General features: G+C 66.4%; 22 protein-coding genes. 5 read left to right on the plus strand and 17 right to left on the minus strand.

Features of this window, described 5'->3' with window-relative positions; genetic code table 11:
- The first annotated feature begins 24 nt into the window (after positions 1-24).
- Positions 25-1029, plus strand: a complete 1005-nt coding sequence (gene ftsY / locus ACJJVR_RS12765) for a signal recognition particle-docking protein FtsY (RefSeq protein WP_405405085.1) — start codon at positions 25-27, stop codon at positions 1027-1029.
- Here ftsY and ACJJVR_RS12770 read toward each other — a convergent pair.
- Both ACJJVR_RS12770 and ACJJVR_RS12775 read right to left on the minus strand, forming a co-directional pair.
- A complete protein-coding gene (locus ACJJVR_RS12770; RefSeq protein WP_405405086.1) occupies positions 1026-2138 on the minus strand; it encodes a Hint domain-containing protein in 1113 nt (370 codons plus the stop codon). The genes ftsY and ACJJVR_RS12770 overlap by 4 nt on opposite strands.
- Before the next feature lie 126 nt (positions 2139-2264).
- Positions 2265-3245: a GlxA family transcriptional regulator gene (locus ACJJVR_RS12775; protein WP_405405087.1), complete on the minus strand. Its 981-nt coding sequence runs from the start codon at positions 3243-3245 to the stop codon at positions 2265-2267.
- Positions 3246-3393: 148 nt separating this feature from the next.
- Between ACJJVR_RS12775 and ACJJVR_RS12780 the strand changes: the two genes are divergently transcribed.
- A complete protein-coding gene (locus ACJJVR_RS12780; RefSeq protein WP_405405089.1) occupies positions 3394-4800 on the plus strand; it encodes a class II 3-deoxy-7-phosphoheptulonate synthase in 1407 nt (468 codons plus the stop codon).
- Between the two features lie 32 nt (positions 4801-4832).
- Here the strand turns inward: ACJJVR_RS12780 and ACJJVR_RS12785 are convergent, their stop codons facing one another.
- The 7 genes from ACJJVR_RS12785 to ACJJVR_RS12815 form a co-directional block, all read right to left on the minus strand.
- A complete protein-coding gene (locus ACJJVR_RS12785; protein WP_405405090.1) occupies positions 4833-5702 on the minus strand; it encodes a lysophospholipid acyltransferase family protein in 870 nt (289 codons plus the stop codon).
- Complete coding sequence (locus tag ACJJVR_RS12790) at positions 5699-6622, minus strand: DMT family transporter (RefSeq protein ID WP_405405091.1); 924 nt, start codon at positions 6620-6622, stop codon at positions 5699-5701. Before ACJJVR_RS12790 ends, ACJJVR_RS12785 begins: the two co-directional genes overlap by 4 nt.
- Positions 6623-6707: 85 nt before the next feature.
- Positions 6708-8726, minus strand: a complete 2019-nt coding sequence (tkt, locus tag ACJJVR_RS12795) for a transketolase (protein ID WP_405405093.1) — start codon at positions 8724-8726, stop codon at positions 6708-6710.
- Positions 8727-8800: 74 nt separating this feature from the next.
- Positions 8801-10123, minus strand: coding sequence for an HlyC/CorC family transporter (locus ACJJVR_RS12800; RefSeq protein WP_405405094.1), 1323 nt, complete (start codon positions 10121-10123; stop codon positions 8801-8803).
- 10 nt (positions 10124-10133) lie between these two features.
- A complete protein-coding gene (locus ACJJVR_RS12805) occupies positions 10134-11102 on the minus strand; it encodes a site-specific tyrosine recombinase XerD (RefSeq protein ID WP_405405096.1) in 969 nt (322 codons plus the stop codon).
- A complete protein-coding gene (locus tag ACJJVR_RS12810) occupies positions 11099-12559 on the minus strand; it encodes a hypothetical protein (protein ID WP_405405098.1) in 1461 nt (486 codons plus the stop codon). Before ACJJVR_RS12810 ends, ACJJVR_RS12805 begins: the two co-directional genes overlap by 4 nt.
- On the minus strand, positions 12552-12716 hold the full coding sequence (locus tag ACJJVR_RS12815; protein WP_405405099.1) for a hypothetical protein: 165 nt from the start codon (positions 12714-12716) through the stop codon (positions 12552-12554). The genes ACJJVR_RS12810 and ACJJVR_RS12815 overlap by 8 nt, the downstream gene beginning before the upstream one ends.
- Positions 12717-12789: 73 nt before the next feature.
- On the opposite strand from ACJJVR_RS12815, the gene ACJJVR_RS12820 reads away from it, so the two are divergent.
- Both ACJJVR_RS12820 and aroB read left to right on the plus strand, forming a co-directional pair.
- Positions 12790-13395, plus strand: a complete 606-nt coding sequence (locus ACJJVR_RS12820) for a shikimate kinase (RefSeq protein ID WP_405405100.1) — start codon at positions 12790-12792, stop codon at positions 13393-13395.
- Positions 13392-14498, plus strand: a complete 1107-nt coding sequence (aroB, locus tag ACJJVR_RS12825) for a 3-dehydroquinate synthase (RefSeq protein ID WP_405405101.1) — start codon at positions 13392-13394, stop codon at positions 14496-14498. The genes ACJJVR_RS12820 and aroB overlap by 4 nt, the downstream gene beginning before the upstream one ends.
- Positions 14499-14574: 76 nt before the next feature.
- Here the strand turns inward: aroB and ACJJVR_RS12830 are convergent, their stop codons facing one another.
- On the minus strand, positions 14575-15621 hold the full coding sequence (locus tag ACJJVR_RS12830; RefSeq protein WP_405405102.1) for a Glu/Leu/Phe/Val dehydrogenase dimerization domain-containing protein: 1047 nt from the start codon (positions 15619-15621) through the stop codon (positions 14575-14577).
- 221 nt (positions 15622-15842) lie between these two features.
- Positions 15843-16361: a single-stranded DNA-binding protein gene (ssb, locus tag ACJJVR_RS12835; protein WP_405405103.1), complete on the minus strand. Its 519-nt coding sequence runs from the start codon at positions 16359-16361 to the stop codon at positions 15843-15845.
- Between the two features lie 247 nt (positions 16362-16608).
- On the opposite strand from ssb, the gene ACJJVR_RS12840 reads away from it, so the two are divergent.
- A complete protein-coding gene (locus tag ACJJVR_RS12840) occupies positions 16609-17178 on the plus strand; it encodes a lytic transglycosylase domain-containing protein (protein ID WP_405405106.1) in 570 nt (189 codons plus the stop codon).
- 3 nt (positions 17179-17181) lie between these two features.
- On the opposite strand, the gene ACJJVR_RS12845 is transcribed toward ACJJVR_RS12840, so the two are convergent.
- From ACJJVR_RS12845 to ACJJVR_RS12870, 6 genes are all read right to left on the minus strand, one after another.
- Entirely contained in the window at positions 17182-17703 is a 522-nt protein-coding gene (locus tag ACJJVR_RS12845; protein ID WP_405405107.1) for a transglycosylase SLT domain-containing protein, read from the minus strand.
- Entirely contained in the window at positions 17696-19084 is a 1389-nt protein-coding gene (gene lpdA / locus ACJJVR_RS12850; protein ID WP_405405109.1) for a dihydrolipoyl dehydrogenase, read from the minus strand. The genes ACJJVR_RS12845 and lpdA overlap by 8 nt, the downstream gene beginning before the upstream one ends.
- Positions 19085-19147: 63 nt before the next feature.
- Positions 19148-19549, minus strand: a complete 402-nt coding sequence (locus ACJJVR_RS12855; protein ID WP_405405111.1) for an MAPEG family protein — start codon at positions 19547-19549, stop codon at positions 19148-19150.
- The gene (locus ACJJVR_RS12860) at positions 19549-19803 is read right to left on the minus strand and encodes a hypothetical protein (protein ID WP_405405112.1); all 255 of its coding nucleotides are present in this window, start codon (positions 19801-19803) and stop codon (positions 19549-19551) included. Before ACJJVR_RS12860 ends, ACJJVR_RS12855 begins: the two co-directional genes overlap by 1 nt.
- Positions 19804-19900: 97 nt before the next feature.
- Positions 19901-21406 (minus strand): 2-oxoglutarate dehydrogenase complex dihydrolipoyllysine-residue succinyltransferase, encoded by a 1506-nt coding sequence (odhB, locus tag ACJJVR_RS12865; protein WP_405405114.1) that lies wholly within the window; start codon positions 21404-21406, stop codon positions 19901-19903.
- Positions 21407-21410: 4 nt separating this feature from the next.
- Complete coding sequence (locus ACJJVR_RS12870) at positions 21411-24377, minus strand: 2-oxoglutarate dehydrogenase E1 component (protein ID WP_405405115.1); 2967 nt, start codon at positions 24375-24377, stop codon at positions 21411-21413.

Raw genomic sequence — 24377 nt, forward strand, 5'->3', positions numbered from 1 at the left:
CCCGGCACAGTGAAAGGTCGGATCATGGCGTTCTTTACAAAACTGCGAGAGCGGCTGACGCGGTCCTCCTCCAAGATCGGGGCGGGGCTGGACGATATCGTCGGAGAGACCGCTGCACCCGTCACGCCTGCTGCGGCACCCGAGCCGTCGGGGCTGGTCGGCCGCCTGTTCGGCCGCGCCGAGGCGCATGTCGAGGAACCGCGCCGCGCCCTGGACGACGAGATGCTGGAAGAGCTGGAGGACATGCTGGTCCAGGCCGATCTGGGCGTCGAGACCGCCCTGCGCGTCACCGCCAATATCGCCGAAGGGCGAATGGGCCGGCGTGTGTCGTCGACCGAGCTGAAACAGCTGCTGGCCACAGAGATCGCACGCATCATGGCGCCTGTCGCGCGTCCGCTGCCGATCTATCCGAAAAAACCGCAGGTGGTGCTGGTCGTGGGCGTCAACGGCGCGGGCAAGACCACCACCATCGGCAAGCTGGCCAGCCAGTTCCGCGCCGCCGGAAAGTCGGTGGTGATCGCGGCCGGTGACACGTTCCGTGCGGCGGCGGTCGAACAACTGCAGGTCTGGGGTCAGCGCGCCGGCGTGCCGGTGATGGTCGCCCCGCAGGGCAGCGACCCCGCCAGCCTGGCATGGGACGCGATGGTCCGGGCCGAGGCCGAGGGCGCCGATCTGCTGATGATCGACACCGCTGGCCGACTGCAGAACCGTCAGGACCTGATGGAGGAGCTGGCCAAGATCGTCCGCGTGATCCGCAAAAAGGACCCCGACGCGCCGCACAATACCCTGTTGGTGCTGGACGCGACCACCGGCCAGAACGCGTTGAGCCAGGTCGAGACGTTCCGCAAGCTGGCCAATATCTCGGGTCTGGTGATGACCAAACTGGACGGTACCGCGCGCGGCGGCGTGCTGGTGGCCCTGGCCGATCGGTTCGGTCTGCCGATCCACGCGATCGGCGTGGGCGAACAGATCGACGATCTGGACGCCTTTGACGCGGACGAGTTCGCCCGCGCTCTGGTCGGCCTCTAGGCGTCCAGCAGCGCCCGCTGGTTGCGGCCATGGCGCTGTGCCAGACGGCGGGCCTGACGGCCGGGCAGCAGGTGGCGCGCAGGTTTTTGTGTCGTGCCCGCTGTCAACGCGATGACGCGGCGCGCATTCTGTGCCCCCAACGCGCGCAGGGCCATAGGCCTAGGCAACAGGCTTTCTGCCCACGCCCCGTTCGCCAACAACAGATTGTGGTCTGCCATCAGGACGTGCCAATACGCGACCCCATTCGTATCTGTGATCACGGTGACCCCCGGCAGTCCCGCCAGATGACGCGCGGCAACCAGGACTTGATGATGGCCGCTGATGCGTTCGGCGATCCGTGACCCGATCAGCACGCGGTGTTGCGGCGAAACGATCAGGTCACGGGTGGGATGTCCCGCCCCCAGGGCGTGGGCTGCGATGCGGATCGGGCGCTGGTCCGGGCGCAGATCCAGATCGCGCGGTCCCATCAGGCGATGCCCGATCCAAAGCACTGGTTGCGCACCACGATCCAGCGTCTGCAATAGATCCCTGGGTTTCAGGTCCTGTACCGGACGGGCCCCAAAGGGCGTCTCGATCATCGTATCCTGGGCGAAACACAGTGCGGGCGCTATGACAGGCCATGCCACACCGTCGGCAACGCGCTCCAGCCCGCGGACGGCGGTCATCCTGTACCCTACGGACAGATCGAACACCGGTGCGATCCCCTGCGCGTTGGGCACGGGAAAAATCAGCACCGATTGGTGACCGCCATATTCGGTACCGACGTCATAGGCTTCAAAGCTGCGCGGAAAGACCACATAGAAACTGTCGTTATCATCCGACGTTATGATGGACCCGACGAAATTGGACATTCTTGTGCCGGCGGGGACAAAATCAGCGTTCGGACCGGTGCCAAAGACCGCGTCCTCGACCAGCGTCTGGTCCGTCTCGTCGGGTGTGTACAGGCCGCTGCGGAACATGTCGTCATCGTCGCTGATCGTGATCGTCGTCAGCGTCGGGTTGTCCAGTTGAATGCGCCCGCCCATGCCCCACGGCGCTTCTCGGGGGGCACCCACGTCCCCCACGGGAATGACGGTGCTGACGGTCAGAACCGTGATCGTGTGATACATGGAATGCCCCAGTGTTGTCAGTCGAACGGATCCGGCCGTGCATGTCATCGGGCGGTTCCCGACCCTAGGGCGGCAATGGTTAACGCATCGTTAACCGCAGTACAAAAGATGAATGATTTCCTAAGCTCAGGCGGGAATCGACGCCGACGTTCCGCGTTCCCGGTACGGTGTGCTGCCATATTGGGCACGATAGCATTTGGAAAAATGCGACGGGCTGGAAAACCCGGATGCCAGTGCGATCTCGATGATCGACATCTCTGTCTGCATCAACAGGTTGCGGGCCCGCGACAGGCGGGTTTCCATGTAATATCGTTTCGGACTGCGGTTCAGATAGCGGCGGAACAGGCGTTCCAGCTGTCGCGTCGACATGCCCGCATCCAGCGCCAGCTGGGCGGGGCTGACCGGATCCTCCAGATTGGCCTCCATCCGTGCAATGACGGCGGCCAGGCGGGGATGGCGCACACCGATGCGCGTCGGGATCGACAGGCGCTGGCTGTCCTGATCGGTGCGGATCGCGGTATGCAGCATCTGGTCGGCCACGTCGGCGGCCAGCGCGTCGCCCTGCGCCAGCGCGATCAGGTGCAGCATCAGGTCGATCGAACTGGTCCCGCCCGCCGCGGTCAGCCGGTTGCCGTCATGCACGAAGACCGACCGAAACAGATCGACCTCGGGAAAGGCCTCGGCCAGGCCGTCGTGGTTTTCCCAGTGGATCGTGGCCTTGCGCCCGTCCATCAGCCCGGCCTCGGCCAGAACCCAAGTGCCGGTGCAGACGGCGCCCATCGCCGCGCCGCCGCGCGCCTGCCGGCGCAGCCACGCCAGCACGGGGCGCGTCGCCTCGCGCGCGATGTCCGTGCCGCCGCAGACGATCACCACCGCGTCCCGGCCGGGTGGGGGGGCGTCCAGATCCAGGCCGCCGTCCAGCATCACCCGTGCCCCGTTCGAACAGGTCGCCACGTCGCCACGCGGCCCCACCAGACGCCAGTCGAACAGCGTCTTGCCCGATGCGCGGTTGGCCAGACGCAGCGGTTCGATCGCGGCCGTGAAGGGCAGCATCGTGAAACGATCCAGCAGCAGGAAGGTGAAGCGTCGTGGTTTTTCGGAATGCATGGGAGCTATCTTTGCGTGCGGTTGCGCCCCGCACCCAAACAGCGTTTTGACGCCGCGGCAAGGGGGCTTTCAGGGTGCCCGCGGCAGACCCTTTTCCTGCCGACTGTTAGCGTTTATACCGACGCGACATTTTCAAGGAGCGCAGGACATGACGCAACAGACCCGCAAGACCGCCACCCAGGATTGGGACAAGGCCGGCTGGCGCGCCTATCCGCGCGTCCAGATGCCCGACTATACCGATCCCGCCGCCCTGAACGGTGTGGAATCGCAGCTGCGCCGCTATCCGCCGCTGGTCTTTGCCGGAGAGGCGCGCCGCCTGCGGGCCCAGCTGGCCGATGCGGCGGCAGGCCGGGCCTTCCTGTTGCAGGGCGGCGATTGTGCCGAAAGTTTCAGCGAATTCAGTGCCGACAACCTGCGTGACACCTTCAAGGTGCTATTGCAGATGGCCGTGGTGCTGACCTGGGGCGCGCAGATGCCGGTCATCAAGGTCGGACGCATGGCCGGACAATTCGCCAAACCCCGCAGCGCACCGACAGAGGTGATCGACGGGGTAGAGCTGCCCAGCTATCGCGGCGACATCATCAACGGTTTCGATTTTACCGCGGAATCGCGCATCCCCGACCCCACGCGGATGCTGGCGGCCTATACGCAGGCGTCGGCATCGCTGAACCTGCTGCGCGCGTTTTCGACCGGTGGTTTTGCGGACATGCACCGCGTTCAAAGCTGGATTGCTGATTTTGTAGGCGGTGACGAGGCCGCGCGGTATCGTGACATCGCGGGCCGCATCGGTGACGCGATGGCGTTCATGCAGGCGGCGGGCGTGAATTCCGACACGGCGCACCAGCTGTCCAAGGTCGATTTCTATACCAGCCACGAGGCCCTGCTGCTGGAATACGAAGAGGCGCTGGCCCGCATCGACAGCACCACCGGCCTGCCCGTGGCGGGGTCGGGTCACATGATCTGGATCGGTGACCGCACACGTCAGCCCGACGGCGCGCATGTGGAATTCTGCCGCGGCGTCCAGAACCCGATCGGCCTGAAATGCGGTCCCTCGACGACGGCCGATGACCTCAAGGTGCTGATGGCCAAGCTGAACCCCGAAAACGAGGCGGGCCGCCTGACGCTGATCGCGCGGTTTGGCGCGGGCAAGGTGGGCGATCACCTGCCGCGCCTGATCAAGGCCGTTCAGGAAGAGGGCGCGAACGTCGTCTGGTCCTGCGATCCGATGCACGGCAACGTCATCAAGTCGTCGACCGGGTACAAGACGCGGGCCTTTGATTCGATCCTCAGCGAGGTGCGCGAGTTCTTTGGCGTCCACAAGGCCGAGGGCACGATCCCCGGCGGCGTGCATTTCGAGATGACCGGCAAGGACGTGACCGAATGCACGGGCGGCGTGCGCGCCGTCACGGACGAGGATCTGTCCGACCGCTATCACACCGCCTGCGATCCGCGCCTGAACGCCAGCCAATCGCTGGAACTGGCGTTTCTGGTTGCCGAGGAATTGCGCGCCCGGCGCGAGGACGCGGCACCGCAGCGGACCGCCGTCGCCATCTGATCACGACAGGGCCCCGCCGATGCGGGGCCTTATCATTTCCAGCGGCGATGGACCCAGAACCACTGGTCCATGTGCCGGCGGACCAGCATTTCCAGATCATCGTTCAGGGCCTGCATCATCGCGCGGGAATCGTCATGCGCGACGGGTGCCCCGACATGGACCTTGAAGGACAGTCCGTCCGGCTGGCGGATGCCGCAGATCGGCACCAGCAGCGCGTCATAACGGCGCGCCAGATCGGCGGGCGTCAGCACCGTTCGCGTCGGCAGGTCAAAGAACCGCAGCTCTGCCCCCTCGCGGTCGAACTGGTCGAACCCCAGGGCCAGCCAGCCGCCGCCCTTCAGGAACCGCAGCATCGCGGCCAGGCCCGCCCGCCCGCGCGGGAACAGCGGTTCGGCGATGGCGGTGATGGCGGGGACGTAATGGCGGTTGAACGCCTCGTTGTTCATGGGCCGGTACAGCGCGCCGACGGGCCAGCCCCGTGCCGACAGCGCCGCGCGCATCGCGTCGTAATTGCCGAAATGCGCACAGGCGAGGATCACGGGGCGATGGCTGTCCAGTGCCGTCTCCAATGCAGCCAGCCCGGGGCCCTGCAGGGGGTCGGCCTTGCGGATGCGGTCGGTAAATTCATCGGCGGAATAGATTTCGGCCAAGGACCGGCCCGCGTTATCGGGGACGGCGCGGACCAGCGCCTCGACCTCGACCGGGGTCAGGTCGGGACGAGCCAGGGTCAGGTTGTCACGGATGCGCTGTCGCCACCCGGCGAGCGGGGCGATCACATGGGCAAAGACCCAGCCCATGGTCGGAATGCGGCGATGATACGGCAATAGCCGCACCAGCCCCATGATTGCCAGAAAGGCCCCGTTGGCAAAGCGGTCCGTCATCGAGGATCGGTCGTCGCTCATACTGCCCCCTTGGCGGCCCGCGCCTCGCGCGACCAGACATAAAGCCCCGCAACCACGATAATCACCGCACCCATAACGGTCCAGACGTCAGGCAGTTGTCCGAAGAACACAACCCCCCACAGCCCGGCCCATATCAGCCCGGTATAGCCAAACGGCGCCAACACGCCGGCCTCGGCCGCGCTGAAGGCCTTGACCAGCAGGTACTGGCTGACCGTGCCAAAGACCGCCAACGCCCCGAACGCCCACAGGTCGCCCAAGGCAATCGGCTGCCAGAACATCGGCACCACGATGCTGGAGGCGACGGTCCCCACCACCGCCGACCACAGCACCGACGTCGCCACCGAATCGCTTCGAACGATGCGCGTCAACAGTGCCCCCGCCGCATAGGTGAATGCCCCCGCCAGCGGCAGCAGGGCGGCGGGCTGGAACACGCCCAGACCGGGGCGGATGATCAGCAGCGCGCCGACCAGCGCCACGGCAATGCCTGCCAGCCGCCGCGGACCGACCCGCTCGCCCAGAAACAGCGCGCCACCAAGCGTGATCAGGACCGGGTTCAGGTCCATGATCGCCGTCGCCTCGGCCAGCCCGATATATTGCAGGGAGGTAAAGAACAGCGTCACCGACCCCAACTGCATGATCGCGCGGGCAAACTGTGTGCCCGGTTGGCGTGTTCGCAGCAAAGGCAGCATCGCGCCGCGAAAGATCAGCGCAAAGATCAGGAGGTTGCCGACGAACCGCGCCCAGATGACCTGCGCGGGGTGGTACGTCTGCGTCAGATGCTTGGCCGTCGCGTCCATCAGCGTGAACCCCAGGATCGCCGCCAGCAGCAGGGCGATGCCCCGCGCCTGATCCGATCCGGGCCGCCGCAACCCGTCCCGTTCCCGGCCCATCAGCGCGAATGCGCGTGCCAGAACGCGCATCAGCGGACCCGGTCATGGGTATCTGGAAAGACAGGAGATGGTTTCCCCTCTGCCCAGATACCCGATCCCGCACCCGATCCTGGCGTCACAAAAGCGCTTTCACGCGCTCTGTTACGGCTTCGGCGGTGATGCCGAATTCCTTGTACAGCTCGGGGGCAGGACCGGACGCGCCGAAACCCTCCATGCCCACAAACGCGGAACGATCCTCGTCGCCGCGCTCTCCCAGCAGCAGCCAGTCCCAGGGCTGGCGCACAGCGGCCTCGATCGCGATGCGGACGGTGCCCTTGGGCAGCACCTCGGCGCGATAGTCGCGCGGCTGGTCGCGGAACAGCTCCATCGACGGGACGGACACGACGCGGGTGGGGATGCCTTGGGCCTCCAACGCATCGCGGGCCGCGACAGCGATCTCGACCTCGGAACCGGTGGCCATCAGCACCACCTTGGGGGCGGCACTGGCCTCGCGCAGGACATAGGCGCCCTTGGCGGTCAGGTTCTCTCCGCCTTCCTGGCGCAGCAGCGGCAGGTTCTGGCGTGACAGGGCCAGCACCGACGGGGTCGCGTCCTGCGACAGGGCGATCTCCCACGCTTCGGCGGTTTCGGTCTGATCGCAGGGGCGAAAGGTCAGCGTGTTGGGCGTCGCGCGGCAGATGGCCAGATGCTCGACCGGCTGATGGGTCGGGCCGTCCTCGCCCAGACCGATGCTGTCATGGGTCATGACATAGACGACCGGCAGGCCCATCAGCGCCGACAGGCGCATCGCGCCGCGGGCGTAGTCGGTGAATGTCAGGAACGTGCCGCCATAGGGGCGGAACCCGCCATGCAGCCAGATCCCGTTCATCGCCGCCGCCATGCCGTGTTCGCGGATGCCGTAATGCAGATAGCGGCCCATGCGGTTGTCGGCGTCAAAGATGCCCTGGCCGCCGGTCTTGGTGTTGTTCGACCCTGTCAGGTCGGCAGAGCCGCCGAAGTTTTCCGGCATTTCCGCGTTCAGGACCTCCAGCACGTTCTCGGAGGCCTTGCGGGTCGCGACCTTGGGCTTGGCCTCCAGCGTCTGGACCTTGAAGGCGTCGATGATCGCGTTCAGGCGCGGGTTGACCTCGTTGCCGATGCGGCGGGCGAAATCGTTGCGCGCATCGTCGGACAGCGCATCCACGCGGTCGTTCCACGCCGCCCGCGTGGCGGCACCCTGTTGGCCGATGGCCCGCCAGTCGGCGACGATCTGGTTGGGCAGGTGGAACGGCTCATGGCTCCAGCCATAGGCCGCGCGGGTTGCCGCGATCTCATCAGCACCCAGAGGAGAGCCGTGCGCCTTGCTGCTGTCGGATTTGTTCGGCGCGCCGAAACCGATGATCGTCTTGCAATCGACCAGCGTCGGGCGGCCGTCATCCTGCGCGGTGGCGCTCAGCGCGCGGTCGATGTCGGCGGCGTCATGGCCGTCGCAGGACAGCACGCGCCAGCCGGCGGCGGCGAAACGCGCGTGCTGGTCGGTGCGGTCCGACAGGCTGACGCGGCCGTCGATGGTGATGTCGTTGTTGTCCCACAGCACGACCAGCCGGCCCAGCTTCTGGTGGCCGGCCAGGGCGATGGCCTCGTGGCTGATGCCCTCCATCAGGCAGCCGTCGCCGGCGATGACCCAGGTGCGGTGGTCGCACAGGTCGGCCCCGAATTCGGCGCGCATCGCCTCCTCGGCGATGGCAAAGCCGACGGCGGTGGCCAGACCCTGACCCAGGGGCCCGGTGGTCGTCTCGACCCCCTCGACATGGCCGTATTCCGGATGGCCCGCGGTGATCGCGCCCAGCTGGCGGAAATTGCGCACCTGGTCCAGCGTCATCTGTTCATAGCCGGTCAGGTGCAGCAGCGAATAGATCAGCATCGACCCGTGACCCGCCGACAGGATGAACCGGTCGCGGTCGAACCAGTGCGGTGCGCTGGCGTCGAATTTCAGGTGGTTGCGGAACAGGACGGTGGCGACGTCGGCCATGCCCATCGGCATGCCGGGATGGCCGGAATTGGCGGCCTCGACCGCGTCCATGGACAGCACGCGGATCGCGCTGGCCAGGTTCCAGTGGGCGGGGTCTGCGGTGCGGCGGGCGGCGATATCCATGGGATGTTCCTTGCGGCATGGGGGGGTTGGCGCGTTGTTATGGGTTGGGCTGTCCGGTTGCAAGCGGGCCCCGGTCAGCCCTCCGTCACGGTGGGCAGGGGGCGGATGCGCAGCCGGGTGATGCGGTTTTCCCGCCGGGTCACGACCTCAAAGCGATATCCCGCGAAACTGAACACCTGGCCCTGTTCGGGAATCGACTGCGCCATGTGGATGACCAGACCCGCGATGGTGTTGGCCTCTTCGTCGGGCAGGGTCCAGTCCAGCTGGCGGTTCAGGTCGCGGATCGTCATGCCACCCTCGACCAGATAGTCGCCCTGGGTGTTCGGTTTCAGGGTCTGGTCCTCTTCGGTGTCGTGTTCGTCGGCGATCTCTCCGACGATCTCCTCGATGATGTCCTCCAGCGTGATCAGGCCGCGCAGCGAACCGTATTCATCGACGACCAGTGCGAAATGGGTGCGTCGTTTCAGGAACTCGCGCATCTGTTCGTCCAGCACGCTGGTTTCGGGGACGAAATACGGGGGCATCATCACCGCCGCCAGATCGAACCGGCGCGCGGCGCTGGCGTCGCCCGCATCGCCCACGGCCCGGTTGACCGCGCGCAACAGGTCCTTGGCGTGGATCACGCCGACGATGTTCTCGCGTTCCTGGCGATACACGGGCAGGCGGGTGTGGGGGCTGGCCAGCACCAGTTCCAGGATCTTTTCGGGCGGCTGGTCGCCGTCGATCATCTGAATCTCGGACCGGTGGCGCATGATCTCCTCGACCGTGCGATTGCCCAGGTCCAGCGCGCCCAGCAGACGGTCGCGGTCCTCCTTGTTCACGGCGCCCTGGGCATGGCCCAGGGACAGCGCGCCCTCGATCTCCTCCTCGAGGGAGAACATGTGCTTGCCGGGATCGGTCTTCAGACCGGCCACCGACAGCATGCCGCCCACGATCATGCGCACGACGGTGACGATCGGCGCCAGCACAATGGTCAGGATGCGGATCGGGCGGGCCACCATGCTGGCCACCTTTTCGGGGGCAGAGATGGCATAGGTTTTGGGCATCACCTCGGAAAAGATCAGCACCAGCACGGTCATCACCAGCGTCGCGATAGCCACGCCGCTGGCCCCCAGCAGGCGGGTGAACAGCGCGGTTGCCAGGCTGGCGGCCAGGATGTTGACGACGTTGTTGCCCAACAGGATCGCGCCGATCAGCTTTTCGCTGTCGGCGGTGATGCGGACGGCGGCCTCGGCCCCGGTGTCGCCCCGGTCTGCGCGGGCCCGCAGCTTGGCCTTGCTGGCTGCCGTCAGTGCGGTTTCCGACCCCGAAAAGAATGCCGACAGCATCAGGCAGATCAGGATCGCCGCGATGGTGACGACGGCCGCAAGATCCAGTGCAGAGGTAAGGTTGTCCATTAGGTCCCGGTCAGTTGGTGTTGGCGGCATCGTCCGGCAGCGCGTCGCGCGCCAGAGGATGGTGGTTCAGAACCAGATCGCGCATGCGTTGGTTCAGAACATGCGTATAGATTTCTGTCGTGCCCAGGTCGGCGTGACCCAGCAGCATCTGGATGCTGCGCAGATCGGCACCCCCCTCCAGCAGGTGGGTGGCAAAGGCATGGCGGATCACGTGCGGCGTCACGCGTGCCGGATCAATGCCCGCGGCGACGGCCATCTGCCCAAGCAGGCGCGAAAAGCTCTGCCGCGGCAGATGGCCCGCGGCGCCGGGTGCGGGGAACAGCCAGCGCGCCCCCCGTCCCGCCAGCAGACGGTACAGCGGGCTGTCCTGCGGGGCGTTGTCCCGGATCTCCAGCCAGTCGCGCAGGGCGGTGCGCGCGGCCTGGCCCAGGGGCACCATGCGGTCCTTGCCACCCTTGCCGCGGATCACCAGCACGGCCGGATCGCCCCGGCAGCCCGCGACCGGCAGGCTGACCAGTTCGGTGACGCGCATGCCGGTGGCGTACAGCAGTTCGATCATGCACATGTTGCGCGTGCGGTCGATCCGGCCCCGCCCGATGCCGGGGGCGGCATCCAGCAGGGCTTGGATCTGGGCCTGGTCCAGCGTGCGCGGAATGCGTTTGGCGCGACCGGGACCGGCGATGCGGATGGCGGGGTCGTCCTCGCGCCAGCCCTCTTCCAGCGCAAAGCGAGTGAACTGACGGATCGCCGACAGGCGGCGGGCGCGGGTCGCGCGCGACAGGCCCTGCGCGTCGCAATGCGACAGGTAATCCTCGACCTGTTCGCGCGTCAGCCCGGCCAGCGCCAGACCCCGCGCCCCCAGCCAGTCCGAGAGGTCGCGCAGGTCGCGGCCATAGGCCAGCAGCGTGTTGCGCGCGGCACCGGCCTCGGCGGCCTGCGCGTCCAGAAAGGCGCCGATGGCGTTGTGATCGGTACTCATTGCGGGGCCTGTATCTGGGGCAGCAGGGCGATCTGGGCCTGCGCGCGGTCGGCATCGGGGCCAAGGCCCAAGGCGCGCAGCATCGCGATGCCGCGTCCGGCGCGGGCAAGATCACCCTCCAGCGCGGCATCGACATCGGCCATCGCGGTCAACAACGCCTCTCCGCGACGGATGTCAGGGGGCGTGGCCGGGGGCGCGGCCATGTCGGGCGCCGGATCGGGGATCACGCTGTCGGGCAGGCCCATCCACGCGCGCATCAGGTCGGCCACCTCGGCGGCGCGGGGGTCGGTGATGCCGGTGGGCAGGTCGGCCGCGATCATCGCCGCCAGCAGATCGGCCATGCCCGCCGCGCGGAATTCGTCGAACGCGCGGGGCAGGGCCTGCGCCAGATCGCCACTTGCCAGTGCAGCCTCCAGCGTGCGCATGACGCCGGCGCGTTCCCAGACCCCGCCCGATGCGGCGGGACGCTGTTCGCCATAGATCTGGCGCAGCGTCGCCGCGGGCAGGGCGCCGGTGCGCGCCAGACGCTCCGCGGCCTCCAGTCGGGCCTTGAATCCGCTGTTCAGGCGCAGGTCGGATTGAGCAAAGGCCACCGGCAGGGGCTGGGTCGGCAGGGGCTGGCCCACGGCCTCGTGGATGCGGAACTCCAGCGGGGTCATGCGGTCGGCGGGGGTCAACAGATCCTGGGTGTCGACAAAGGCATCATCCAGAAAATGCGTCATCAGAATCGCCTGGCGTTCATCGATCAGGCCCAACGCCTCTGCGCCATGCAGGCCGATGGCGGCGGCCGCCCAGTCGCCGGTTTGCGCCAGGCAAAAGATGCGGGCCGCGAAACTGGGGGCGATGCCGGGGGTGCCGTTCATGATCGCACAGGCCCGACCCTCGTCGCCCTCCAGCAGGGCGATGTCGAACATGCGGCGGAATATCTCGGGCTGGCCGGGGCCTGCGGCCACCAGCAGCGATTGCGCATCGTCCAGCGCGCCCATGTCCAACAGGCGGTCCGCGCGCGACAGGAACAGATGCCCCCGCATTCCCTCGGCCCCGGTTGGGGGGGCCAGCTGCGCGGTCAGCACGCGTTTCAGCAGCGCCTGCATCGATTGCAGGCGCGCGGGCGTGGCCAGCACCATCTGCGACAGATGCGCGGGATCGCTGCCCGCCCACAGATCGCCCGGCAACCCGGCGCGGCGTGGGCTTTGCGTGCCGGTGTGATCGGGGTTGCCCTGATCCAGTCGCGTCACCTGTACCGGCCCCACGGCCCCGCTGGTGGCCACGGGCTGTGGGCGGGTACCCGGCCTGCGCGGCGGCCCGTCACCCGGCCGCCAGGCCGAGCTTTCGCGCACCGGGCCACGCACGCTGCCCGACAGCCAGTCGCTGGCCGACAGCGGCTGTTGTTGCGCCATCGCGAAACCGGGCAGCAGCGCCAGCACCAGCGCGCAAAGGGTGGTTCTGTCAGTCACCGGCAGCCTCGGCCGGCAGGTCGGCCGCAGGCGCGTCCAGCTGCAGCGGGCTGCGCACCTGTTGGCGGGTCGGGGCCATGTCGCCGAAATAGGCATATCCCGCAAGGCCGATCAGGCCCGCCAGAATCAGCACCACCAGCAGTTTCAACATCCGCATTGCATTCGCCTTTGCTCGACCGTGTTTTTCTGTGTTCTTGCGCCGGTCTTGGGCCGGCTGGGGACGAATATATATGGCAATTTCGGAAAGATCACGTCATTCAGTCACCCGATTGACGGGGGGCCGGATGACACAGGTGCTGACGCGCCATATCGTGCTGATCGGAATGATGGGCGCGGGCAAGACCGCCATCGGGTCCGAACTGGCCCGCAGGCTGCGCGTGCCGTTCACCGATTCTGACGCCGAGATCGAGGCCGCGGCCGCCATGTCCATCAGCGAGATCTTTGCCCGCGACGGCGAGGCGTTCTTTCGCGCGCGCGAGGCGCAGGTCCTGTCGCGGCTGCTGGCGCGCTCGCCGGGCGTCGTGTCGACCGGGGGCGGCGCGTGGATGAGCGCGCAGAACCGGCAGGTCATCGCCGCGAACGGCCTGTCGGTCTGGCTGAACTGTTCGCCCGAGACGCTGTGGGCGCGGGTGCGCCAGCGGCCGACCCGGCCTTTGTTGCAGACCGCCGACCCCAAGGGCACGCTGCTGCGGCTGCTGGCTGAGCGCAGCCCGGTCTATGCGCTGGCGGATCTGGAGTTCGTGTCCCGTGCCGGTGACACGATCGACGCCACGGCCACGCGCCTGATTGCGGAACTGTCTGCCGCACACCCCACCCTGACTCAGGAGAAGCCATGACCGATCCCGTCACCGTTACCGTGCCCCTTGGTGCGCGCGCCTATGACGTGCGCATCGGACAGGGCCTGCTGGGTCGTGCGGGTGCGGAGATCGCGCCGCTGCTGTCGCGCCCGCGCGTGGCGATCGTCACCGACGCGACCGTGGCCGGGCTGCATCTGGCACCGCTGCAGGACGCATTGCGCAGCGCGGGCATCACCAGCGAGGCGCTGGTCCTGCCTGCCGGAGAGGGGACCAAAAGCTGGCCGCACCTGACCGCCTGTGTCGAATGGCTGCTGGAACAGCAGGTCGAGCGGCGCGATGTCGTGCTGGCGCTGGGCGGCGGGGTGATCGGCGATTTGGTGGGGTTCGCGGCCGCGGTCCTGCGGCGCGGGGTGCGGTTCGTGCAACTGCCCACGACGCTCTTGGCGCAGGTCGACAGCAGCGTCGGCGGCAAGACAGGCATCAACAGCGCGCGCGGCAAGAACCTGATCGGGGCGTTCCACCAGCCGTCGCTGGTGTTGGCCGATATCGACGTGCTGGACACGCTGAGCCCGCGCGATTTCCTGTCGGGCTATGGCGAGGTCGCCAAGTACGGCCTGCTGGCGGATGCCGATTTCTTTGAATGGCTGGAGGAAAACGGGCCGGCGCTGGCAGGGGACGCGTCACTGCGCCAGCATGCGGTCGCGCATTCGGTGGCGATGAAGGCGGGCATCGTGACCCGTGACGAGACGGAACAGGGCGAACGCGCGCTGTTGAACCTGGGGCACACCTTTGGTCACGCGCTGGAGGCGGCGACGGGCTATTCCGACCGGCTGCTGCATGGCGAGGGGGTGGCCATCGGCTGCGCGCTGGCGTTCGATCTGTCGGCGCGGATGGGGCTGTGTTCGCAAGAGGCGCCCAGCCGGGTGCTGGCGCATCTGCGCCAGATGGGCATGCCGGCGCGTCTGTCCGAAATGCCGGGCGACCTGCCTGACGACGCAGCGCTGATCGCCCTGATGGGACAGGACAAGAAGGTCGTGGACGGGCAGTTGCGATTTGTGTTGGCGCGCGCGATCGGCGATGCCTTTGTCAGCGACGCGGTCGAGGGCGGCATGCTGGCAGCGGTTCTGCACGACGCACGCTAGCCGTCCGTCCCGGCCCGCGAAGCCGTGACAGCCCCCATCGAGGGGGCCGCCACGGCTGGCTGTCGCCGAAGCCGCCTCAGGCGGCGCGGCGGGCGGCCAGCATGTCGTGCACCATCTGGTCGGCCACTGCTGCCGGCAGCTGGCCCGTGTCGCGCGCCCGGGTCAGCATCTGGTCCACGCGGCCCGCAATGGCCGTCAGCCGGTCCAGACGCCAGGCGTCGGGTTTGCCGTGGATCTCGCTGGCGACGCTGATGATGCCGCCGGCGTTCACGACATAGTCGGGCAGGTAGGCGATGCCGCGTTCGGCCAGAATGTTCGCCACGCCGTCATCGGCCAGCTGATTGTTCGCCGCACCGCAGACCAGCGCCGCGGTCAGGGCCGTCGCCGTGTCCCGCGTCAGTACGCCGCCGAGGGCGCAGGGCGCAAAAATGTCCATCTGCTGGTGGAAGACGGCATCAGGCGCACAGACCGTGGCACCAAGCCGCATCGCCGCGTCATCCAGCGCCGCCTGATGGATGTCGGTCACGATCAGCTGCGCCCCGGCGGCCGCCAGCTTTTCGGCCAGCGACAGGCCGACATGGCCCAGCCCCTGCACCAGCACGCGACGCCCGGTCAGGTCATCGGTGCCGAACGCATGGCGCGCGCCTACGCGCAGACAGCGGAACACGCCCTCGGCCGTCCAGGGCGACGGGTCGCCCGACGCGCCCGACAGGCCCACCGCAAAGCGCGTCGCCTGCGCCGCGTGGGCCATGTCGGTCGGAGAGATGCCCACGTCCTCGGCCGTCCAATAGGTACCGGCCAGCGCGTCCACGGCCTCGCCAAAGGCACGCATCATCGCGGGCGTCTTGTCGGTGCGCGCGTCTCCGATGATGACCGCCTTGCCGCCGCCCAGGCCCAAATCGGCCATCGCGTTCTTGTAGGTCATGCCGCGGGCCAGACGGGTCACGTCGTGGATCGCGGCGTCGTCGTCGTCGTAGGGCCACATCCGGCAGCCGCCTGCCGCCGGGCCAAGCGCGGTCGAATGCAGGCAGATCAGCGCGCGCAGCCCGGCCTGCGGGTCCTGTGCCAGAACCAGACGCTCGAACCCCTGGGGGGCGGTCAGATCGGTCAATGTCAGTGCCATCGGCAAGCCTTCCTGTGGCAGACGCGCGACCTGTGCCGCGCAGGGATCACCCCAGAAAGCGCGGTCAGACCCGCAATGCAAGCACAGGATCAATCGCAAAGCCGGGGCCACGTGGCGCGCAACTTGCAACAAGGTCGGCGGAGTGCGCGGTAACATCGCATCGCCGCCCACGAAAAAGGGCGGCCCTGCGGCCACCCTTATGGTGATTCGCATCTACCGGATCAGAACGGGATCTCGTCGTCATAATCCGCGCGTCCGCCGCCTTGGGCGCCGCCGCCGGACCCGCCGCCACGCGACGCCGATCCGCCGCCCTGGTTGTAGTCGTCGTAACCGCCGCTGTCGCGACCACCGCCGCCACCACCCATGCCGCCGCCACCCGCACCGCCGCTGGCGCCGTCAAGCATGGTCAGCGTGCCGCCGATGCCGCGCAGGACGATTTCGGTCGAATAGCGGTCCTGACCGGACTGGTCCTGCCACTTGCGGGTTTCCAGCTGGCCCTCGACATAGACCTTGCTGCCCTTTTTCAGATAGCGTTCGACAACACCCACCAGGCCCTCGTTGAAGATGGCGACGGTGTGCCACTCGGTGCGTTCCTTGCGCTCTCCGGTGGTGCGGTCCTTCCAGTTCTCGGACGTGGCGATGCGCAGGTTCGCCACCTTGCCGCCGTTCTGAAAGCTGCGGATTTCCGGGTCACGGCCAAGATTGCCGACCAGAATGACCTTGTTGACGCTGCCTGCCATGATCAGGATCCTTGGTTTGTTGTCGATGTTCTGAATTGGTCTTTCGTCCGCGTTTAACCCGGCTGGACGGGTATGAGCAAGGGCACGCGGGTTCTTGCCCGCAGGACTTTGCCAAGCTGGTAGCACGGGCGATTTCATGTATAGTTCGGGACAAAAGCGGCGACAGGCCGGTGCGACAAGGATGAGGGCGGAGATGATGCGGCTAGGCCATACCCTGAAGGCAACCCTATGTGCAGCGGTGATCGGAATGTTGGCCCTGCCTGCCGACGCACAGGGCCTGCGCCTGTCGGGCGCATCGTCCAAATCGCGTGCCGACCAGTTTGCCCGCCAGACCCGGCTGATGGATTCGCGGCTGTCGACCCAGTACCAGTCCTCGGCCCGCCTTCAGCCCAACGCAGGTCAGCAGGACGTCGTGCTGGAAACCGCGCCAAGCATTCCCCGCTATACCGGGCGGCGCAGCGAATACCTGCCGCAGGCGCGCCAGGCCGCACAGCGTCACGGCATTCCCGAAGACCTGTTCCTTAGGCTGGTTCAGCAGGAATCCGGTTGGAACCCCAATGCCCGGTCGCACAAGGGCGCGATGGGTCTGGCACAGCTGATGCCGGGGACCGCGGCCAAGTTGGGTGTGAACCCCAACGATCCGGTTCAGAACCTGAATGGCGGGGCACAATACCTGCGGATGATGTATAACCAGTTCGGGAACTGGACCCTGGCGCTGGCGGCGTACAATGCGGGGCCGGGCGCGGTGCAGAAACACGGCGGCATTCCCCCCTATCGCGAGACGCGGAACTATGTCCGCATCATCGCGGGAGGCTGACGTTCAGCCGCGCAGGCCGGTCTTTTTCAGCAGACCCTTGCGCTTGGCCTCGTAGTAGTAGCCGCGCGCATACCACATGACGGCGCGGTCGGGGTCGCCGTCCGCCACCATCCAGGCGCCGCGCAGATATTTGACGCCATAGCGCAGGTTCGTGTCCGCATCCAGCAAGCCACTGTCAGGCCCGCGATAGCCCATCGTACGCGCCGTCTGCGGCACGATTTGCATCAGCCCGTAATAGGGGCCGTTGCGGGCATCAGGGCGGTGGCTGGATTCGCGCAGGATCACCCGCTGAACCAGCGAACTGGGAACGCCATAGTGGCGTGACCAGAAGTTGATCCGCTGGCGCAGGTAAGGCGTTTCGTTCGGATAGAGGCCTGAGCCGCGCACCCTCCCGTTGCTGCCTGAGCTGTCGCCGCTGCCTCCGCAGGCGGCCAGCGCCAGGACAGAGATCAACAGCCCGCGCCGCCCGATATGGGCCATGGGCCGCGGGGGCAGGGCCCCCGCCACCACCGACGCGTCATGCATGGATGGCACCGCCCCCGCAGGCCAGCGCCGCCTCACGGACGGCTTCCGACACGGTCGGATGCGCGTGACAGGTCAGGGCCAGATCCTCGGCCGAGGCGCCGAACTCCATCGCCACGCAGACTTCGTGGATCAGGTCGCCCGCCGACGGGCCGATGATGTGGCAACCCAGGATACGGTCCGTTTCCGCATCGGCGATCAGCTTGACGAAACCCTCACCCTGGAACTGGGCCTTGGCGCGGGCATTGCCCATGAACGGGAACTTGCCGATCTTGACCTTGCGCCCACCCTCCTTGGCCTGCTCTTCGGTCAGACCGACATTGGCAACCTCGGGGGTGGTATAGATGACGCCGGGGATGACACCATAATTCACGTGGCCATGCTTGCCCGCGATCACCTCGGCCACGGCCATGCCCTCATCCTCGGCCTTGTGGGCCAGCATCGGGCCGGGGACCGCGTCGCCGATCGCATAGATGCCCTTGACGCTGGTTGCCCAATGTTCGTCGACCTTGACGAAACCGCGGTCGGTCATGGTCACGCCCAACGTGTCAAGGTTCAGGCCGTCCACATGCGGACGGCGGCCGGTCGCCACCAGCACCACGTCGGCCGTCACGCTGTGAGCGCTGTCGTCCTTTTTCATCGCATAGGTGACAGTCGCCTGACCGTCCGTGACCTCGGCTGACTGCACGGCCGCGCCCATGACAAAGGTCATGCCCTGCTTGGACAACATCTTCTGGAACTGCTTCTGGACCTCGGCGTCCATGCCGGGGGTGATGACGTCCAGGTACTCCACGACCGTCACCACGGCACCAAGACGCGAATAGACCGACCCCAGTTCCAGCCCGATAACGCCAGCACCGATCACGACCATGGATTTCGGAATGCTGGGCAGGGCCAGCGCGCCCGTGGAATCGACAATGACGCCCGCCTCGTTGTCGACTGTCACGCCCTTGAGCATGGCGGGGGACGATCCGGTGGCGATGACGATGTTTTTCGTTTCATGGACGGTGTCGCCGACCTTGACCTTGCCGGCCTCGGGGATGGAGGCCCAACCCTTGATCCAGTCGATCTTGTTCTTCTTGAACAGGAACTCGATGCCCTTGGTGTTCCCCTGAACCGTCTCGTCCTTATAGGACTGCATCTTGGTCCAGTCGACATCGACATGGGCATTCATCAGGCCCATCTTTTCAAAGTTCTCATGGGCCTCGTGCAGCATGTGGCTGGCGTGCAGCAGCGCCTTGGAGGGGATGCAACCCACGTTCAGACAGGTTCCGCCAAGGGCCTCGCGGCCCTCGACCACGCCGACCTTCAGGCCCAGCTGCGCGGCGCGGATGGCGCAGACATAGCCGCCGGGGCCGGCGCCGATCACGATCAGATCATACATGGCAGTTCCTTTTGTCAGACCGCGGTCCGGCGCTTTGCGCCACCGAACCCCCGCGGGGTATTTTTACAAAGATGAAATCAGGGCAGACAGGATCATCACGACGGTCGCCGCGAACCCGATGATCCAGATGATCGAACGGCCCGGCACCCAGCCCAGCACATAGGCGGGGACATAGAGGATGCGCGCCGCGACATAGGTCCAGGCACAGATCGCGGTCACCGTGCCCGACGCGTCGCCAAGCGTGACCACGACCACCGCCAGGGTGAACATGATCAGGCCTTCGAAATGGTTGTTGAAGGCGCGCTGCAGGCGACCTGCCATTCCGGACAGTTCGACCTTGCCGTTGTCGCGCGGGCTCATGGCGGCGCGACGGCCGACCTGGCGTTGCGCCATCACGGAATAGGTCGCGAATTGCGCAGTCTGGATCAGGCCGGCAACGGCAAGGGCGGCGACTTCGGAAGGCATCAGACGGTGTCCACGAAATGCGCATCGGTGGCGGTGACGCCTGCCTGTGTCGCAAAAACCGCCGCCGCGCCGTCCAGATAGCCGCGGGCGGCCTTTGCGTCGCTGACCTGGAACAACGCCCAAGAATGACCGTCGTCCTCGCGCCACAACTGCAGCAGCGTCAGGCCGTTGCGGCCCCGATCCTCGGCGTCGGCGTCGAAGGCCGAACGAAAGGTGGCAGGGTCGGCGTGGGAGTAGCGGACGATCAGCTGCATGGGTCAGGCTCCGGTTCGTGACGGCCCAGCTTTGGTCAGGCGTCGGAGCAATGCAAGCCCACGCCGAGATAGGGGCCCCGAAGGGCCCCCGGCAAGATCACAGATCCATCAGCAGGCGACGCGGGTCTTCCAGCGCTTCCTTGACGCGAACCAGGAATGTCACGGCGCCCTTGCCGTCGACGATCCGGTGGTCATAGGACAGCGCCAGATACATCATCGGGCGAATGACGATCTGGCCGCCGACGACCACGGGCCGTTCCTGGATCTTGTGCATGCCCAGGATGCCGGACTGCGGGGGATTCAGGATCGGGGACGACATCAGCGAGCCATAGACGCCACCGTTCGAGATGGTGAACGTACCGCCCTGCATTTCCGCCATCGACAGCTTGCCGTCGCGGCCCTTCAGGCCGAGTGCGCCGATCTCTTTCTCGATCGCGGCGAACCCCTTCTGGTCAGCGTCGCGCAGGACCGGCACGACCAGGCCCGACGGGGTGCCCACGGCCACGCCCATGTTGACATAGTTCTTGTAGACGACGTCGGTGCCGTCGATCTCGGCGTTGACCTCGGGTACTTCCTTCAGCGCATGGCAGCACGCCTTCACAAAGAAGGACATAAAGCCCAGCTTGACCTTGTGCTTCTTTTCAAAGGCGTCCTTGTACTCGGTGCGCAGGTCCATGATCGCGGACATGTCGACCTCGTTATAGGTCGTCAGCATCGCGGCGGTGTTCTGGGCATCCTTCAGGCGGCGCGCGATGGTCTGGCGCAGGCGGGTCATCTTGACCCGTTCCTCTCGTGCGCCATCGTCGGCCGGGCGGGGCGCCGCGGGGGCCTTGGCGGCAGGCGCCTGCGCCTTGGCCACGTCTTCCTTCATCACGCGACCATCACGGCCCGAACCCTGCACCTGATCGCGGCTGACGCCCTTTTCGGCCATGGCCTTCTTGGCCGAAGGCGCATCCTCGACGTCGCGCGGCTTGGTCTCTTCGGGGCCGGCGTTCTCCAGAACGGTCTCCTGTGCATCCGAAGGCTTGGGCGCGGCAGCCGCACCCCCTTCGGTGATGATCGCCAGGCGCGCCTTGGCGTCGACAGTGGCGCCTTCCTCGGCCAGAATCTCTGCCAGAACGCCCGCGGCGGGGGCCGGAACCTCGACCGAGACCTTGTCGGTCTCCAGCTCGCACAGCATCTCGTCGGCCTCGACATGGTCGCCGGGCTTCTTGAACCAGGTGGCCACGGTGGCCTCGGTCACGCTCTCGCCCAGAGACGGGACCATAACGTCCACGGATTTGCCGCTCATCTTCGTCTGTTCCTTGGTGTCTTCGGCCGGTGCTTCGGCCTTGGCAGGTTTCGGGGCGGGGGCGGCGGCTTCGCCACCCTCGCTGATCTGGGCCAACAGCGCGTCGGGGCCGACCGTCTCGCCCTCGGCGGCGACGATTTCTGCCAGGGTGCCGGCGGCGGGGCTGGGCACCTCGACGGTGACCTTGTCGGTCTCCAGCTCGCACAGCATCTCGTCGACCTCGACGCGGTCGCCCGGCTTCTTGAACCAGGTGGCGATCGTGGCCTCGGTGACGGATTCACCCAGGGCGGGTACGCGGACTTCGGTGGTCATCGGATCATCCTTCGAGGTTCAGTGCGTTGGCGACCAGCGCCTCTTGTTCGGCCTTGTGGCGCGAGGCGAGGCCCGTGGCGACGGATGCCGCCGCGTTCCGGCCCGCATAACGCGCACGGGTGTGCTTGGCGCCAAGCCGTTCCAGTACCCATTCCAGATAGGGCTCGACAAAGCTCCAGCCACCCTGGTTCTTGGGCTCTTCCTGGCACCACACGACTTCGGCCTGCTTGAAGCGGCCCAGTTCCTTGACCATCGATTGTGCGGGGAACGGATAGAACTGTTCCAGACGCAGCAGATAGGTGTCGGTGATCCCGGCCTCGTCGCGGGCCTTCAGCAGGTCGTAATAGACCTTGCCCGAACAGACCACGACGCGCTTGATCTGGTCATCCGACACCAGCTTGGTGTCGGACCGGCCGCGCTGCGCATCGTCCCACAGGACGCGGTGGAAGGTGCTGCCCGACTGGAACTCTTCGGCCGAACTGATGGCCAGCGGATGGCGCAGCAGCGACTTTGGCGTCATCAGCACCAGCGGCTTGCGGAAGCCGCGGTGGATCTGCCGGCGCAGGATGTGGAAATAGTTGGCGGGCGTGGTGCAGTTGGCAACGATCCAGTTGTCCTCGGCACATTGCTGCAGGAACCGCTCCAGCCGGGCAGAGCTGTGTTCAGGTCCCTGACCCTCAAAGCCGTGCGGCAGCAGCATCACCAGACCCGACATGCGCAGCCACTTCTTTTCGCCAGACGAAATGAACTGGTCGAACATGATCTGTGCGCCATTGGCAAAATCGCCGAACTGCGCCTCCCACAGGGTCAGCGTGTTAGGTTCCGCCAGCGAATAGCCGTATTCGAAACCAAGCACCGCGTATTCCGACAGCATGCTGTCGATGACCTCATAGCGGGCCTGACCGTCGGCGATGTTGTTCAGCGGATAATAGCGTTTTTCGGTCTTTTGATCGGTAAAGGCCGAATGCCGCTGACTGAACGTGCCGCGGGTGCTGTCCTGGCCGGACAGGCGCACGCCATGCCCCTCGGCCACCAGCGACCCGAATGCCAGCGCCTCGGCGGTGGACCAGTCGAATCCCCCGCCGGTCTCGAACATCTGCTTCTTGGCCTCCAGCAGGCGGCCTACGGTCTTGTGCAGGGTCAGATCGTCGGGCGCGTTGGTCAGTGCGCGACCGACCTGGGTCATCACCTCGGGGGTAATGCCGGTCTCTCCGGCAATGTAATCCGTGCCCTCGCGGTTCAGGCCCGACCACTTGCCGTCCAGCCAGTCGGCCTTGTTCGGCTTGTAGTTCTTGCCGATCTCGAATTCCTGGTTCAGGTGCGCCTGAAAGGCGGCCTTCATGTCCTCGATCTCGCCCTCGGGGATCAGCCCGTCGGCAACCAGACGTTCGGTATACAGCTGCAGCGTGGTCTTCTGCGCCTTGATCTTGGTGTACATCGCCGGGTTGGTGAACATCGGCTCGTCGCCTTCGTTGTGACCAAAGCGACGATAGCAGATGATGTCCAGAACCACGTCCTTGCGGAACTTCTGACGGAACTCGATCGCCACGCGGGCGGCGTGCACCACCGCCTCGGGGTCATCGCCGTTCACGTGAAAGATCGGCGCCTCGACCATCAGCGCGATGTCGGTCGGATAGGGAGAGGTGCGGCTGAACGCCGGTGCGGTGGTAAAACCGATCTGGTTGTTCACCACGATGTGGATGCAGCCGCCGGTGCGGTGACCACGAATGCCCGACAGCTGAAGGCATTCGGCCACGACGCCCTGGCCCGCAAACGCCGCATCGCCATGCAGCAGGATCGGCAGGACGGACGTCCGTTCGGTCAGGTCACCCAGCTGGTCGCTCTTGGCGCGGGCCTTGCCCAGCACGACCGGGTTCACGGCCTCAAGGTGGCTGGGGTTGGCGGTCAGCGACAGGTGGACGCTGTTGCCGTCGAACTCGCGGTCCGAGCTGGCGCCCAGGTGGTATTTCACATCGCCCGAACCGTCCACGTCCTCGGGCTTGAAGCTGCCGCCCTGGAATTCGTGGAAGATCGCGCGATAGGGTTTGGACAGCACATTGGCCAGCACCGACAGGCGACCGCGGTGCGGCATGCCGAACACGATTTCCTTGACGCCCAACGCGCCGCCGCGCTTGATGATCTGCTCCATCGCGGGGATCAGCGCCTCGCCGCCGTCCAGACCGAACCGCTTGGTGCCCATGTACTTAACATGCAAGAACTTTTCAAAGCCCTCGGCCTCGACCAGCTTGTTCAGGATGGCGCGACGGCCTTCGCGGGTAAAGGCGATTTCCTTGCCGTAGCCCTCGATCCGCTCTTTCAGCCAGGCGGCTTCTTCGGGGTTCGAAATGTGCATGTACTGCAACGCAAAGGTGCCGCAATAGGTGCGGGTCATCAGATCGGTGATCTGACGCATCGACGCGACCTCAAGGCCCAACACATTGTCGATGAAGATCGGCCGGTCCATGTCGCCGGGGCCGAAGCCATAGGTCGCAGGGTTCAGCTCTCCATGATCCGGGGCCTCGCGCAGACCCAGGGGGTCCAGCTGTGCATGCAGGTGCCCGCGGATGCGGAACGCGCGGATCAGCATCAGCGCACGGATGCTGTCCAACACGGCCTGGCGCATCTGATCGGTCGACAGCTTGACGCCCTTTTCCTCGGCCTTGGCGGCGATCTTCTTGATCGCGGCATCTGCGTCGCCCTTGGACGCGGACGGCCATTCGCCGGTCAGCGCGCTGGTCGTGTCATCCTGAGGAACCGGCGGCCAGTCGGCCCGCTTCCAGCTGGCGCCCTCGGCCTCGCGCACGGCCACATCGTGGTCGTCGCCAAGCGACCGGAAAAAGCTGTCCCAGGCTTCGTCGACCGCCCCCGCGTCCTTGGCCCACTGGCCGTACAGCTGTTCCACATAGGCCGCATTATGGCCCTGCAGGAACGAGGAATCGTGGAAATCGGTGTTCTTTGGCTGGTCGGTCAT

This window comes from Paracoccus sp. Ld10 (genome assembly GCF_045064235.1).
In the GTDB taxonomy this organism is placed as follows: Bacteria; Pseudomonadota; Alphaproteobacteria; order Rhodobacterales; family Rhodobacteraceae; genus Paracoccus.